Source organism: Caulobacter sp. SL161 (assembly GCF_026672375.1).
Classification (GTDB): Bacteria; Pseudomonadota; Alphaproteobacteria; order Caulobacterales; family Caulobacteraceae; genus Caulobacter.
On the sequence record NZ_JAPPRA010000001.1, the window covers coordinates 1,299,705 to 1,313,805 of the forward strand.

Here is a 14,101-nt window from a genome sequence, read left to right on the forward strand (position 1 = left end):
GCGGACCGACGCCAACAGCCCAACAAGGTCCCTCTCTCGAAGAGAGAGGGATTCGTGAACGGCGCCGATCCTTTTGGAAACCGCTGACGGCGGCTTAACGCGCGCTAACGCTTCGCCGAACAGGGGCGAAACGAATCAGGACCGAATCAGCGACGTTCGCCGATTCAGTGTTTGTTCCCTACTATCTATTGTAGCTTAAACCCGATTAACCACAAATCGCTTTCACGCCTTCCGGCTATTTGGCCGCAGTCTGGTCGGGCGGGCAGTCGGCTGACAGGCGCTTGGCGGTCATGGTTCCGGCCAGCGGCAGGCCGTTGATCGTCTTCAGCTGGATGTTCAGCTTGAAGCGCTCGGGCGTGTAGCTGCCCTCGGCGGTCACCGGCGCGACGCGGTCCTTCTTGTCGGTCCACGCGCCCTTGAGCCGGATCTTGCCGTTCTGGACCACATTGGTGGTGTAGTCGCAGCGGTACTTGCGGGTGCAGATGCCGCGCGAGAACTGCTCGACATCGGCGGGCTTCAGGCAGCGGGTCTCGCTGCCGGCCGGGATTGGACCGATCCGGTAGTCATATTCCCAGTGGCCCGGGAGAATCGTCGTCTTGCTGGTTGCGGGGGGCGCAACCGGGGTCGCGACGCGACTCGCCGCGCTGGCCATCGGCGGGGCCAGGCTGAATCCGGCCGTGGCGACGCCGACGGCGAGGGTCAGGGCGCAGGCGGCGAGGGTGGTCGAACGCATGGGGCGGGTCTCCTTCAGGCGACTTCTATATAGGGCGCCAGATGAACCGTGCTTGAAGGCGGCGCGGGTGGGGCGGGTTGCTTTGCGGCCGCGAAGTCAGCGCGCGCGCTCAAACCCAGACCAGCCTTGACTCAAGGGCGGGCCTTCGCCTATATCGCCCGCTCTCGCGCGGCCGGCTCGTTCGGTTCGCGTGTCCGAATTCATATCTTAGCGGGCCAGGCTCTTCTCAAGAGGGCGGGGCTTCGCCCAAGCCAAGGTAACCACCATGTCGCGCCGTTGCGAACTTACCGGTATCGGTCCGATGGTCGGCCACAATGTGAGCCACTCGAACATCAAGACCAAGCGCCGCTTCCTGCCGGCCCTGTCGCCCGCCACGCTCCAGTCGGAGTCGCTGGGCCAGAGCTTCAAGCTGCGCATCAGCAACGCGGCTCTGCGCACGCTCGACTTCAAGGGCGGCCTGGACACCTTCCTGCTGGGCGCCAAGGACGAGCAGCTGTCGCCGCGCGCCCTGAAGATCAAGGCCCAGGTGAAGGCCAAGGCCAAGGCCGCCGCTCAGGCCGCCTAAGGCTTCCAGACCTTCAAGGCTGACGACTTTGAAAGCCCGTCGGGAGTGATCCCGGCGGGTTTTTCGTCGTGGGTCGTTACAGCGGTTCGTCACGTGAAAGCGGACGCGGCCAACTTCACAGAAGGGGGACGGGGCGGACCTCAGATCCAATCCAGAACTCCGTCATCCCGCGCTTTATGCGCGGGACCCATCTGTCCGCCGCAAGTGCGGAGCAGGTCTAGACTCTCACGTGGAAGCTGAACCATGGGTCCCGCGCATAAAGCGCGGGATGACGACGGAATGTAGTTCCGCAATGGGGGGCTATCGGGCGGGAGAGGTCGAAGCGACGGGCACTTGGCCAATCCCCTTAACCCCAATCGTCACGTCCTGACCGTTGGCGGATTGCCATAGCACGACCGCTAAAACGGCTATGACGAAAGCCAAGCCAATTATAGCCGTCCAATTGCGGGAGCCGTCGTTTGGCTGAAGCATTGTAACGCCCTGGGCATTGCTCGCGAAAGAGAAGCCTCACTAGCATATTCACCTGAAGGTTGCTTCAAAACCGGATTGTGCGAACGGCCGTCCGGGGTCGGGACCCGTCGCCGGCGTCCCTCCACAAGCCCGACCTTCCTGGCCTCCGCCCCCCGCCCTCAGAAGTCCATGGTCAGGAACAGCGCCGCCGCGCGGGGGGCGTTGACGTCGTAGGTGGCGCTGCTGACCACGCGCCAGTCGAAGACATTGGTCAGGTTGGTCACCTGCAGGCGCAGCAGGGCGGGCGTCTTGCCCATGTCGAAGCGGTAGCGGAAGCCCGCGTCCCAGATCGTCGCGGCCGGGGTCGAGACGCGGTTCAGCTGGTCGGCGGTGCGGCGGCCGTGGTGATTGGCGGCGAAGGTCAGGGCCAGGCCCTCGACCGGCATGGCCCATGTGCCGCTGAGGGTCAGGGTGGCGGCCGTCTGGCCCACCGGCTTGGGGCCAAGGCGGCCTTGCGCGACCGGCTCGCCGGTGACCCGGGGCCGCATCAGGACCGCGCCGGCCACGAGGTTCAGGCCCTCGATCGGCGCGCCGGTCAGGCTGACCTCCAGGCCCCGGTGGCGCACCACGCCCATCTCGCGGAACACATTGACCTCGTCCGGCGCGAAATAGGGTTTGCGGACGTCGAAGGCGCCGGCGACCAGGCGAAGGTCGCCCGGCAGGACCCAGCGCACGCCCGCGTCCCACTGGTCGGTCATGATGGCCGGCAGGGCCTGGGTGCGGTTGGCGGCGCTGTCGGGCGCGACGCCGCTTTCCTCCAGCCCGCGCGTGACGCTTCCATAGAGGGCTAGCCGCCGCGTCAGGGTCCAGGAGGCGGCGGCGTTATAGAGCCAGGCGCTGTCATGGGTGAGGGCGGGCGCGACGCCGGGGCGACGGACGGTCTTGTCATAATCGGTGCGCTGCAGGCCCAGCATCAGCGAGCCGCGACCGCGCCAGCGCAGGTCATAGGCCGCGCCGCCGGTCCACTGCTTGACCTTTTCGGCGGTGCGGGGGCCCAGCACGAAGGCCGGCGGCGGGGTGTTGATCGGATCCTCCAGGCGCACGGTCCCGTAGGTGTAGGCGCCGCCGCCGCCATAGAGGCTGTCGCGCACCCGGCCGCGCACCGAGGCGTGCAGCCCGTGCGAGAACTCGCCGCTGATGAGGATGCGGCTGATCCGGGCCTCGCCGCTGGTGGAGACGATGCTCTGCTGCGGATCGCGGCTGATCCGGCGGGTCGCCAGGCCGTCGGCGGTGATTCCGGTCAGGACGTGGGCGTAGTTCTCGCGCGTGTCCTGCTCCGAGCGGAACAGGCCCAGCGACAGGCCAAGCCTGGCGGGCAGCGGCGCGTGGACGATGAGGCCGCTGTTGGTGGCGACATTGCGGTTGTCGGCCCAGCTGGGGCCGACATAGCGGCGACGGGCGACCTCTTGCGGCAGCACGCCGGGCGCGGCCACGTAGATCGGCGCCATCTCGCGGTTCCAGGTGTCGACGCGGCTCCAGAACGGTAGGACCTGGACGCCGGGGGTCGGACGCCAGCGCGCGCCCAGGGTGTAGGACGCATAGACCGCGTCCGCGCCGCTGCCGTACTCATCGTCGAAGCCGGCCACGCCGCCGAACAGGCTGAGCGTGTTCGAGACCGGCAGCTGACCGTCCAGCTCGATGCGGCCGCCGTTCAAGGCGCCATAGCCCGCCAGCACGCTCAGCACCGGCTGGTCGCCCGACGGGCGGATGCGGAAGTCGACCACGCCGGTCGGGGCGGGGAACAGGTAGTTCTGCGCCGCCAGACCCACGCGCACGACATTGCCGGCCACCAGGCGGTCGGTGAAGCTGGCCGGCCGGTCGACATACAGGCCTTCCAGCCGGATGTTGCCGGCGGTGATCGGCGAGAAGCCCCGCACCTCGCTGGCGCTGTAGAGGCCCACCCGCTCATTGCCGATGCTGGCGCCGAAGGCGTCCTCGGCCCCGGCGACGGCGTTGTCGCCCACGCGCTGGGCCAGCGCCGCGCCCGGAACGGCGAATACGGAGGCCAGGAGAATCGCCGTCAGGCGGCGGGAGGGGAAACGCATGTCGAACGCACTCGCAAGGGCCAGGGCGAGCGGTTCCCGCGCGGGTCTGGCGCGTGATCCTGAGGGCTCCCCCTGTTATTCTGTAACAGGGGCAATGGGGCAAATACGCGGGTTTGGCAAGCGTGACGCGCGTCGCCCGCCGGGTCCGGACAAAGCAAAACCCGCCGCGACCTCTGCCGCGGCGGGTTTTGAAAGCTTGGTACTTGAAGGTTTCGCTTAGCGCGAAACGACAGCCGGGTTGGCCGTGTTGTAGGCGGTCAGGGCCGGGCTGTTGAGCTTGGTGACGGCGTCGTTGACCGAGGCGCGGATGCAGGCCGGGTACAGGTAGCCGGCGAGGGCTTCGCCACGGACGTCCTTCCAGCAGACGGTCGAGGCCGCCTTGACGATGTCGGCGCGGACTTCGGCGGCCGGGCGACCGGCGACCTTGACGCGGACTTCTTGAGCCGAGGCCGGAACGGCGACCAGGGTGGCGATGGCCGAGGCGGCCAGAACGAGCGAGCGGATCATGTCGAAGTGTCCAAAAAGGAGGTTGTGATCAACCCCCTCCAGACGCGTTCCTCTGACGGCCGGTCCCCGGTCTGTCGCCTGTTGGGCCGTCACTGAGCGTATAGCGGCGCTTTTTTGAGTGATCAATGATTATGTTGCGGCGCACGCATGAAATTTTTGCGGCGCCGTTATCAGCGCAGCTGAGGCTGGGCGGAGGCGCCTGGGCGGGCCTGCGCGCACGAAAAAGGCCCGCGAGCGGGGGGCTCGCGGGCCGATCTCAGGCGAGGGCGTGGCCCTTAGCGCGCCGCGAGGCGCAGATAGGCGGTGCGCCCCTTGGTCTTGTCGTAGGCGCGCAGTTCGGGGTTCTTGGCGCGGACCACGGCGTCGCGCGTGACTTCGCGGATGCAGTAGGGGGTCAGGTCCGAGGCCTTCGGATTGCCCGCCAGGTCTTCCTTGCAGAGTTGCTGGGCGGCGCTGACGATTTCAGCGTGGACGACCGGCGCGGCGCGGCCGCGAACCTTGACGGTGATTTCGCCGGCGTTGGCGGCGGTGGTGGCCATCAGGGCGGTGATGGCGATAACGAGCAGACGGATCATTTTGGGTAGTCCCGGAAAGGAGGTTGAGTGCAACCGCCTCCCGACGCGTTCCTCTGACGGCCCCCAGGATCTCGCCTCGTCGTCCGTCACCGCCATCAGTGTATGACACCGGTGTCTACTGCAAGCGCGAAGAGCGTGATCTCACGAGAATGTTAGCGGTACCATTTCGTTGCCAACGAAACCAGTTTCGGCGTGCGGACCCGCCGGCTCAGGGCTTGCGGACCGGCTTCTTCTTGACGGGCTTGGGCGGTAAGGCCGGCGGGGGCGGCGGCGGGACCCAGTCGAAGGCCAGCAGCAGGGTGCGCTGGCTCTCGGTCGCGTTGTCGTCGGAGATCAGATAGACGCGCGTGCCGCCCGAGGGCGAGCGGGTCAGGGCCACGCCCTCGACATTGTCGCGCGTGGTCGAGCCCTCCAGGCGCAAGGTGGCCGAGATGCGCTGGCGGGCGACGGGCACGGCGGGGTCGGCCACGAAGCGGACCATGGCGCGCCAGCCGCGCACCGGATCAAAGCCGCGATGCAGGGTGGCGATGGCTGGGCCGGCGAAGGGGCGAAGCCCGACAGGCCCCAGGTGAAGTCCGGGCCCGACTGCGGCGGCAGGGCCTTGCAGTCGGCCGACAGGCGGCAAAGCCAGACCTCGCCCTCCTCGCCGCCGACGATATAGGCGTCGGGTCCGGCGGACGGATAGGCGGCGATGGCTTCCAGCCCTTCGTTGTCGGGCAGCACGGTTGCGGGCTTGGGCGCGGGGCGGGGCGTTCCCCAGCCGCCGTCCGGTGTGACGGGATAGAGCCAGACACGGTGATCGCGCTCGAAGCTGACCAGCCGGTCGCCATTGGGCAGCACCGCCAGGCCCTCGGCGTCGGCCTGCTCCTTGCCCTGGAGCGGCTGGCCGTCCAGGCCGCGTAGCGGGCGCAGCTTGCCGTCGGTGAGCCCGGCCAGGCGGCCGTTGGCGTCCAGCTGAATCTTGGCCTCGAACAGGTCGCCGTCATCGGTCAGGGCCATCAGCTGGCCCTCGGCGCCGACCGCCAGGTCCGACAGGCCGTGCAGCCGCGTGGTCGTGGCGCTGGTCAGCACCAGGCCGCCGGCATAGGTGAAGCCGCCGTCCAGGGTGGTCTTGGCGACGTTCGTGGCGTCCAGCGGAACCGGCGTGGCGGTGAGGGCGATCTCGGGTCCGACCTTGACCGGGGCGGGAGCCGCCACGACCGGCGGGCGGCGCGGCGCGCACTGGGTGGCCATGCCGCCCAGGCCGGCGACCACGCCCAGCACAAGCGCCGTACGCAGACCGATCACGCGGGGACCTTAGCCGCCGTCTTTGAGACCTGGGGCGTGACCACCGGCGGCGGGGCCAGGAGGCCGCGCGTGCGGGCGATCTGCCGGGGCTCTTCTTCGAAGAGGGCCGCCAGCTGCTCGACCAGCACCCCGCCCAGCTGCTCGACATCCACGATGGTGACGGCGCGGCGGTAGTAGCGGGTGACGTCGTGGCCGATGCCGATGGCGATCAGCTCGACGGGGCTCTTGCCCTCGATCTCGGCGATGACCTGGCGCAAGTGACGCTCCAGATAGTGGCCCGAATTGACGCTGAGGGTGGAGTCGTCCACCGGCGCGCCGTCGGAGATCACCATCAGAATGCGGCGCTGTTCGGGCCGGGCGATGATCCGCTGGTGGGCCCACATCAGCGCCTCGCCGTCGATGTTCTCCTTGAGGAGTCCCTCGCGCATCATCAGGCCGAGGTTCTTGCGCGCGCGTCTCCAAGGCGCATCGGCGGCCTTGTAGATGATGTGGCGCAGGTCGTTCAGGCGGCCCGGCGCGGCGGGTTTGCCGGCCTTGATCCACTCGTCGCGGCTGGTCCCCCCCTTCCACGCGCGCGTGGTGAAGCCCAGGACCTCGGTCTTGACGCCGCAGCGCTCCAAGGTGCGGGCCAGGATGTCGGCGCAGATCGCCGCCACCATGATCGGGCGCCCGCGCATCGAGCCGGAATTGTCGATCAACAGGGTCACGACCGTGTCGCGGAACTCCTGGTCTTCCTCCTGCTTGAACGACAGCGGCGCGGTCGGGTCGATGATCACCCGCGTCAGGCGGGCGACGTCCAGCATTCCTTCCTCGAGGTCGAAGGTCCACGAGCGGTTCTGCTGGGCCAGCAGGCGGCGCTGCAGCTTGTTGGCCAGGCGCGAGACCACGCTGGAGAGCGCGGTCAGCTGCTGGTCGAGATAGGCGCGAAGGCGCGTCAGCTCCTCAGCGTCGCACAGGTCCTCGGCGTCGATGATCTCGTCATGGGCCGTGGTGAAGATCTTGTACTGCGGCTCGCCGCCCTGGCCGGCGCTGGTGTCGGGACGGGCCGGCTTGGCGCCGTCGCCCATCTCGGGGCTCTCGTCGGACTCCTCGGGCTCGCCTTCCTGGTCCGACTGGACCATCTCCTCGTCGCCGGACTCGCTCTCGCGGTCGGTGGCCTCGCTCTCCTGCGGGGCCGAGCCTTCCTGCTGCTCGCCTTCGCCCTCGCCCTGATCCTCGTCTGAGTTCTCGGTGGGGGCGTCGTCCTCGCCGTCTTCCTCGTCGGCGCTCTCGGTGGCGTCGGCCATGTCTTCGGAGAGATCAAGGTCGCGCAGGATCTCGCGGGTCACGCGCGCAAAGGCCGCCTGGTCGTCGATGGCGGCGGCCAGCCGATCCAGGTCCTTGCCGGCCCGGGCCTCGATGTCATGGCGCAGGATGTCGACCAGCGCCTTGGCGCCGTCGGGCGGGGCGTCGCCGGTGAGGCGCTCGCGCACCATCAGGCCCAGGATCTCGGCCATCGGCGCGGACTGGCGGTCGGTGGCCACGGCGCGGGTCAGACCCTGCTTTTCCAGCCGCGCCTCCAGGGCGGCGGTCAGGTTGGCGCGCACGCCGCCAAGCGCGTTGGCGCCGATCGCCTCCAGCCGCGCCTGCTCGATCGACTCGAAGGCGGCCTGGCCGTCTGGGGAGCTGGGCCGCGCGCGGGCGTGGGCCAGCGGGTCGTGGTGCGCCAGGCGCAGGGCCATCTGGTCGGCCAGACCCCGGATGCGGGCGGCTTCCTTGCTGCTGAGGTCGCGCGGCGGGTGCGGCAGCACCGCCCGGTTGCCCAGAAGCTGGGGACCATCGCCCGAGAACACGACCTCCAGGTCCGGCGTCTCGGCGAGCGAGCGCGCAGCGTGCGCCAGGGCGCGCTTGAAGGGTTCGGTCGGGCTTTCGGGCTTGGAGGCCATGGGGTTCGAGTTAAAGGCGCCGGGCGGGGAAAACAAGGAACGCCGCGCGCCCGATGAGCGCTATTTCACCCCGTAGGCCTTGGCCTGGCGGCCGGCCAGGGCCACCAGGTCGCCCATCTGCAGGTTCACGTCGATCAGGTGCAGGCCCCAGTCCTTGAGGGTGATGGGACCGACAACGACGTCGCCGCTGATCTCGTCGGTGCGCGGATCGGCCGGATCGGCGTTCACCTTGACCGACAGATAGGTGAAGTCGCCCTGCGCCACGCACTTGGCCGACAGCAGGCCCGGCATCGACACGAACGGCGTCGACACCGTCAGATCCTTGGCGAACGGCTTGGGCGTGGCGCCCGACACCGCGCCGAAGCCCTTGGCGCTGAGATAGGCCTGCAGCGGCGCCTCATCGGCCGAGGCCTTGCCCGCCAGCAGGGCGGCGGGATTCACGCAGCCGGCGCGGCGGCCCTCGGCGTCGGTTCGGCCAAAGCGGCTGACGGGGGGCGGCGGGCTCGCCTCGCGGAACGAGACATAGGTCACCAGGCACCCGGCCTGATCGGCCTTGTCGCACAGCGGGATCGAGCCGTAGTTGCCGCCTTCGACCGGGGTGTTCATGCCGATGATGTAGGCGGCGATCATCTGCTTCTGGACGGGCTTGCCGTCGACCTCGTTGGCCAGCAGCCCCTGCAGGACGCGCGCGCCCTGGCTGTGGCCCATCAGGATCACGGCGCGGCCTTTGTTCTCGTTTTGCAGGTACCAGATCCAGGCGTCGCGCACGTCGCCATAGGCCAGCGCCGCATTGCCCGGCGCGCCTTGGCCCAGCATCACCGCGCGCAGGGCCGCCAGGGTCACCTGGCGGTACATCGGCGCGAACACCCGGCAGGTCGAGGCGAAGCGCGCCAGCTGCTGCTCGACCACCCGGCGCTCGGCCTCGTCGATGGTCATGTCGCTGTTGCCGCCCGGATCGGTCGACACCGTCGGATAGACATAGAAGCAGTCATAGGCCGGCGCCGCCGCGGCCTTGAAGGTCTCGACCGAGGTCTTGCCGTCCGCCGGGACGATCGTCGTGGTCTGGTCGACGGCGCAGGCGTCGGCGCGGCCGGGCAGGCACAGCCACGACTCGGGCTTGCCGTAGTCGTTGGGCGCCGGCGCTACGGTCTGCGCGTTCGCCGCGCCTGCCAGCCCCAGCACCGCCATCGCCGCCAGGCCCGTCAAAGTCCGCTTCATCCCGTTTCCTCCCACGCTCAAACGCTCGTTTGGGCGCGACAATGCTCAAAAGAACGACGGTCGCCAAGGGGGCTTGGCCCGATCGTTGCGCGACGGCGAAGCCGCGTCCCGGTTCGGGACGGCCAGCAGGAGCGCGCGTCCGTGATCAGCTTCAAGACCCTTTGCCGACTGGGCGTCGCCACGCTCGCCGCGCTGTCGTTGAGCGCCGCGCCCGTCCTGGCCGACGGCTTCCCCGGCGCGCCGACGCGCAGCCCGGTCCCAAAACAGGCCACGCCCAAGCCGCGCACCAAGATCGTCTATGTCGATCGCCCGGTCGTCGTGGAAAAGCGCGTGCCCGTCTATATCGACCGCCCCACCACCCAGATCGTCGAGAAGGTGGTCGAAAAGCCGGTGATCATCGAGCGCCCGGTGGTCGTGGAAAAGCGCATCGAGGTTCCGGTCGAGAAGCTGGTCCAGGTGCCTGTCGAGAAGAAGGTCTACGTCGACCGCACGGTCGAGAAGAAGATCTATGTCGACCGCCCCGTCGTCGTTGAGAAGGTGGTCGAGAAGCGGGTCGAAGTTCCCGTGCAGAAGATCGTCGAAAAGGTCGTGGAAAAGCCGGTCTATGTCGACCGCCCCGTGCCCGGCGACAAGCCCGCCGAGGTGGTCGAGAAGATCATCCAGGTGCCGATCTATGTCTATGTCGACCGCCCGGTTGCGGCGCCGGCCCCGGGCTGCGCTCAGCCCTGCGGCTATGTCGAGCGCCCCGCGCCCTGCGCTGGTCCTTGCGGCTATCCGCAGCCTGCGCCGTGCGCCAGCCGTTGCGATATCCATTGGCGGCCCGCGCCGCCGCCCCGCTGCAGCCATCCTTGCGCACCGATCCCGGCGCCGACGCCCTGCGCCAGCCCTTGCGGCTATGGCGGGGTGATCGAGCATCGCGACGAGCGCTACGAAGAACGCTCATCCTACTCTGAGCACGATGACGGCTATGCCGAGCTTCCGCCCCTGCCGCTGGGCTATCTGGGCCAGTCTTCCGGCGGTCGCGGCGGCGGCTATGGCGGGGTTGGCCTGGTCGGTGGCGGCGGCTGGCGCGGCGCAGCTTATGGCGGCGCCTCAGCCTCGGCGAGCGCTTCGGCTACCGCGTCGGCGACGGCTTCGACCTCGATCCGCATCGGCGGCGGGGGCGGCGGCTGCTCGGGCTGCGGCGGCAAGAAGCGCCACTGACCGGTTAGAGCGAAAGCCAGCGGCGCGGGTTCTTGTCGCCCAGGGCCCGCGCCTCGCCGGGCTTGAGGCCCAGGTCGCGCATCCGGTAGGCGACGATCTCGCGCAGGGCCTCGACCGGCTCGTGGCCGCCGACGGGGCTGGACGCCACGGGGCCGGCGTTCATCGCCAGGTCCACCGCCGTCCATTCGGCCTGGGCCCGGTCGGCCTTGCCGACGGCGAAGTAGTGGCGCACCGGCGCGCGCTCACCCGGGATCTCGACCATCACGCCGATGACCCAGCCTTGAACGATCAGATCGGCGTCGGGGCGCTGGCGGAACATCCGCTGGATGTAGCCTTGCCAGAGGGTGTCCGAAAGGGGCTAGCCGATCAGCCGGAACGCCGCCTGGCTGATCAGGCCCAGCACCAGCCAGACCGACAGGCCCAGGATCACCACCGACGGGCGGGGCAGTCGGCGGCGATGGTGTGAAGACTGCAAACGCACGAACGACATTGGGCGCCTCCATGCCCTGATTTCCGAGCCAGAGGTTAACGCCGAACCACGCGCCTGGCTCCGCGACCCATTGACCCGGCGAGGGGGGAGAAAGTTCGCCCCGATCTACCTGGCGCCGGCCAGCTTAAATCGCGCCGCCACCCAGTCGCCCGCCACTCTGACGCCCAGAGCATAGAACGGGACCATGGCAAAGAAGAGCGTCAGCGTGACCCAGCTGGCCTCTTTGTCGATCAGCGCCAGAACGACGGCCAGGGCGTGCAGCATTGTGAGGATGTTCTGAGCCAAGTATCGCACGGGTCACCCCTTCTGCGCGTCTGACGTCCCGTCGACGTCCCGCCCGGCGCGTAGATCGCTATGGACTGCGCGGCGTCTTGCCCGGCCCGCGAGGACGAGCCAGAGCGCGCCGGCCCAAACGAGGAGGGTCACGACGGCGCCGAAAGCGTAGGGTTGGTCAGGGAAAACGTCGCTCGACCGGCCCCACGCCAGACCAATGAGCAATGGCAATAGCACCACGAAGATGAGGTCTAGTTTCCAGCGCCTCGCAAAGGCCTTTGTGCGGGGGGCGGGTGTCATCATGGGGTTTTCCGCGTTCGAGATCACGGCGAGAGATGCAGGAGTAGAATCTTCGACTTTTGGTTGTCGTCAAGGGCGTTCGGCGCCATCAGGGCGAGGACGTCGCTGCGGAACCCCCGCACCCAACGCCCATGCCGCCCAAGAAAAAGGGCGGAGCCTTGCGGCTCCGCCCTCATCCATTTCAGCGGTGAGCTGGTCCCGGCTCGGCCTTCGGGACCGCAGGGCGGTCCCTCCGTTGGCCGGGATGACAGGCTTCTAAGGTCTTAGAAGTCCATGTCGCCGCTCTGGATCGGCTGGGCCGATCCAGATCTCTTTGGGAGATGGGCGACTTTACGGACTTCCTTAGAAGTCCATGTCGCCGCTCTGGATCGGCTGGGCCGATCCAGATCTCTTTGGGAGATGGGCGACTTTACGGACTTCCTTAGAAGTCCATGTCGCCCATGCCGCCCGGCATGCCGCCGCCGGCCGGGGCGCCGCCGCCCTTCTTGGGGGCTTCGACGATCGCGGCTTCCGTGGTGATCAGCAGACCGGCCACCGAGGCGGCGTTCTGCAGAGCCGTGCGGACAACCTTGGCCGGGTCGATGACGCCGTCGACGACCAGGTCGACATACTGCTCGGTCTGGGCGTTGAAGCCGAACGAGCTCGAGTCGTTTTCCAGGATCTTGCCGACCACGATCGAGCCTTCGACGCCGGCGTTTTCGGCGATCTGGCGGATCGGGGACTGCAGGGCGCGGCGGACGATGGCGATGCCGGCGGTCTGGTCATCGTTGTCGCCGGTGACGCCGGCCAGGGCCTTGGAGGCCTTCAGCAGGGCCGTGCCGCCGCCCGGGACGATGCCTTCGTCAGCGGCCGCGCGGGTCGCGTTCAGGGCGTCGTCAACGCGGTCCTTCTTTTCCTTCACTTCGACTTCGGTCGAGCCGCCGACGCGGATGACCGCAACGCCGCCGGCCAGCTTGGCCAGACGCTCTTGCAGCTTTTCCTTGTCGTAGTCCGAGGTGGTGTCTTCGATCTGGCGCTTGATCTGGGCGATACGAGCCTCGATGTCGGCCTTCTCACCAACGCCGTCCACGATCGTGGTGTCGTCCTTGGTGATCGAGACCTTCTTGGCGCGGCCCAGCATTTCCAGCGAGACGTTCTCGAGCTTGATGCCGATGTCTTCGCTGACGACTTGAGCGCCGGTCAGGATGGCGATGTCTTCCAGCATGGCCTTGCGGCGGTCGCCGAAGCCCGGAGCCTTGACGGCGGCGACGCGCAGGCCACCGCGCAGCTTGTTGACGACCAGCGTGGCAAGGGCCTCGCCTTCGACGTCTTCAGCGATGATCAGCAGCGGACGGCCCGACTGGACGACGGCTTCCAGCACCGGCAGCAGCGGCTGCAGCGACGACAGCTTCTTTTCGAACAGGAGGATCAGCGGCTCTTCCAGCTGAACTTCCATCTTGTCGGCGTTGGTGATGAAGTACGGCGACAGGTAGCCGCGGTCGAACTGCATGCCTTCGACGACGTCGAGTTCGGTTTCGGCGGTCTTGGCTTCTTCGACGGTGATGACGCCTTCGTTGCCGACCTTGTCCATGGCCTTGGCGATCATCTCGCCAACTTCCTTGTCGCCGTTGGCCGAGATGGTGCCGACCTGAGCGATTTCAGCGTTGGTGGTGACCTTCTTCGAGGACTTCTTGATGTCCTCGATGGCGATGGCGACGGCCTTGTCGATGCCGCGCTTCAGGTCCATCGGGTTCATGCCGGCGGCGACCGACTTGAGGCCTTCTTGGACGATGGCTTGGGCCAGGACCGTGGCGGTCGTGGTGCCGTCGCCGGCCTTGTCGTTGGTCTTCGACGCGACTTCGCGGATCATCTGCGCGCCGAGGTTCTCGAACTTGTCAGCCAGTTCGATTTCCTTGGCGACCGAGACGCCGTCCTTGGTCGTGCGCGGAGCGCCGAACGACTTTTCGATGACGACGTTGCGGCCCTTCGGACCCAGGGTCACCTTCACCGCGTTGGCGAGGATGTTGACGCCGCGCAGCATCTTGTCGCGCGCGTCGGAGGAGAAATAGACGTCTTTAGCGGCCATTTTAAAGCCCTTCTAAAAGAGAAACGATTGGGAAGCGGGTGGAGAGCGGGAAGCCGATTAGGCTTCGACCACGCCCAGGACGTCGCTTTCCTTCATGATCAGGAGGTCCTGACCGTCGACCTTCACTTCGGTGCCCGACCACTTGCCGAACAGGATGCGGTCGCCGGCCTTGACGTCCAGGGCGACGACTTCGCCCTTGTCGTTGCGCGCGCCGGGGCCGACGGCGACGACTTCGCCTTCCTGCGGCTTTTCCTTGGCGGTGTCGGGGATGATGATCCCGCCCTTGGTCTTGGTTTCTTCTTCGACGCGCTTCACGAGGACGCGGTCGCCCAGGGGACGAAACTTCATGGTGTTCTCCGTCGGAACGGTTTGAATTAAGACTTCGTCGGCTAGGGGGAGCGGGAC

The 14,101-nt window shown here is 67.9% G+C and carries 13 protein-coding genes and 3 pseudogenes; 2 read left to right on the top strand and 14 right to left on the bottom strand.

What is annotated here, in order from left to right:
* Positions 1-235 precede the first annotated feature (235 nt).
* Positions 236-733 (bottom strand): DUF3617 domain-containing protein, encoded by a 498-nt coding sequence (locus OVA11_RS06340; protein ID WP_268066685.1) that lies wholly within the window; start codon positions 731-733, stop codon positions 236-238.
* 265 nt (positions 734-998) lie between these two features.
* Here OVA11_RS06340 and rpmB point away from each other — a divergent pair, with 265 nt between their 5' ends.
* The gene (gene rpmB, locus OVA11_RS06345; protein ID WP_010918547.1) at positions 999-1,298 is read left to right on the top strand and encodes a 50S ribosomal protein L28; all 300 of its coding nucleotides are present in this window, start codon (positions 999-1,001) and stop codon (positions 1,296-1,298) included.
* Between the two features lie 161 nt (positions 1,299-1,459).
* Here the strand turns inward: rpmB and OVA11_RS19785 are convergent.
* The 7 genes and pseudogenes from OVA11_RS19785 to OVA11_RS06375 all read right to left on the bottom strand — a co-directional run.
* A pseudogene (locus OVA11_RS19785) lies at positions 1,460-1,543 on the bottom strand (hypothetical protein); the annotation flags it as partial.
* Positions 1,544-1,927: 384 nt separating this feature from the next.
* Positions 1,928-3,853 (bottom strand): TonB-dependent receptor domain-containing protein, encoded by a 1,926-nt coding sequence (locus OVA11_RS06350; protein WP_268066686.1) that lies wholly within the window; start codon positions 3,851-3,853, stop codon positions 1,928-1,930.
* Positions 3,854-4,069: 216 nt separating this feature from the next.
* Positions 4,070-4,360, bottom strand: coding sequence for a hypothetical protein (locus OVA11_RS06355; protein WP_024265585.1), 291 nt, complete (start codon positions 4,358-4,360; stop codon positions 4,070-4,072).
* Positions 4,361-4,635: 275 nt separating this feature from the next.
* A complete protein-coding gene (locus tag OVA11_RS06360) occupies positions 4,636-4,935 on the bottom strand; it encodes a hypothetical protein (protein ID WP_268066687.1) in 300 nt (99 codons plus the stop codon).
* Between the two features lie 208 nt (positions 4,936-5,143).
* A pseudogene (locus OVA11_RS06365) lies at positions 5,144-6,222 on the bottom strand (esterase-like activity of phytase family protein).
* The gene (gene cobT, locus OVA11_RS06370; RefSeq protein ID WP_268066688.1) at positions 6,219-8,147 is read right to left on the bottom strand and encodes a cobaltochelatase subunit CobT; all 1,929 of its coding nucleotides are present in this window, start codon (positions 8,145-8,147) and stop codon (positions 6,219-6,221) included. Before cobT ends, OVA11_RS06365 begins: the two are co-directional and overlap by 4 nt.
* 60 nt (positions 8,148-8,207) lie before the next feature.
* On the bottom strand, positions 8,208-9,365 hold the full coding sequence (locus OVA11_RS06375) for a DUF3089 domain-containing protein (RefSeq protein ID WP_268066689.1): 1,158 nt from the start codon (positions 9,363-9,365) through the stop codon (positions 8,208-8,210).
* A gap of 141 nt (positions 9,366-9,506) precedes the next feature.
* On the opposite strand from OVA11_RS06375, the gene OVA11_RS06380 reads away from it, so the two are divergent.
* Positions 9,507-10,568: an articulin gene (locus OVA11_RS06380; protein ID WP_268066690.1), complete on the top strand. Its 1,062-nt coding sequence runs from the start codon at positions 9,507-9,509 to the stop codon at positions 10,566-10,568.
* A 4-nt stretch (positions 10,569-10,572) separates the two neighbouring features.
* Here the strand turns inward: OVA11_RS06380 and OVA11_RS06385 are convergent, their stop codons facing one another.
* From OVA11_RS06385 to groES, 6 genes and pseudogenes are all read right to left on the bottom strand, one after another.
* The gene (locus tag OVA11_RS06385) at positions 10,573-10,887 is read right to left on the bottom strand and encodes a hypothetical protein (protein WP_268066691.1); all 315 of its coding nucleotides are present in this window, start codon (positions 10,885-10,887) and stop codon (positions 10,573-10,575) included.
* 39 nt (positions 10,888-10,926) lie between these two features.
* Positions 10,927-11,058: a hypothetical protein gene (locus tag OVA11_RS06390; RefSeq protein WP_024265586.1), complete on the bottom strand. Its 132-nt coding sequence runs from the start codon at positions 11,056-11,058 to the stop codon at positions 10,927-10,929.
* Positions 11,059-11,163: 105 nt separating this feature from the next.
* Entirely contained in the window at positions 11,164-11,352 is a 189-nt protein-coding gene (locus OVA11_RS06395; RefSeq protein WP_268066692.1) for a hypothetical protein, read from the bottom strand.
* Positions 11,353-11,410: 58 nt separating this feature from the next.
* A pseudogene (locus OVA11_RS06400) lies at positions 11,411-11,631 on the bottom strand (hypothetical protein).
* Positions 11,632-12,052: 421 nt separating this feature from the next.
* Entirely contained in the window at positions 12,053-13,696 is a 1,644-nt protein-coding gene (groL, locus tag OVA11_RS06405; RefSeq protein WP_268066693.1) for a chaperonin GroEL, read from the bottom strand.
* 57 nt (positions 13,697-13,753) lie between these two features.
* Positions 13,754-14,044: a co-chaperone GroES gene (gene groES, locus OVA11_RS06410; RefSeq protein WP_013080760.1), complete on the bottom strand. Its 291-nt coding sequence runs from the start codon at positions 14,042-14,044 to the stop codon at positions 13,754-13,756.
* Positions 14,045-14,101: the final 57 nt, after the last annotated feature.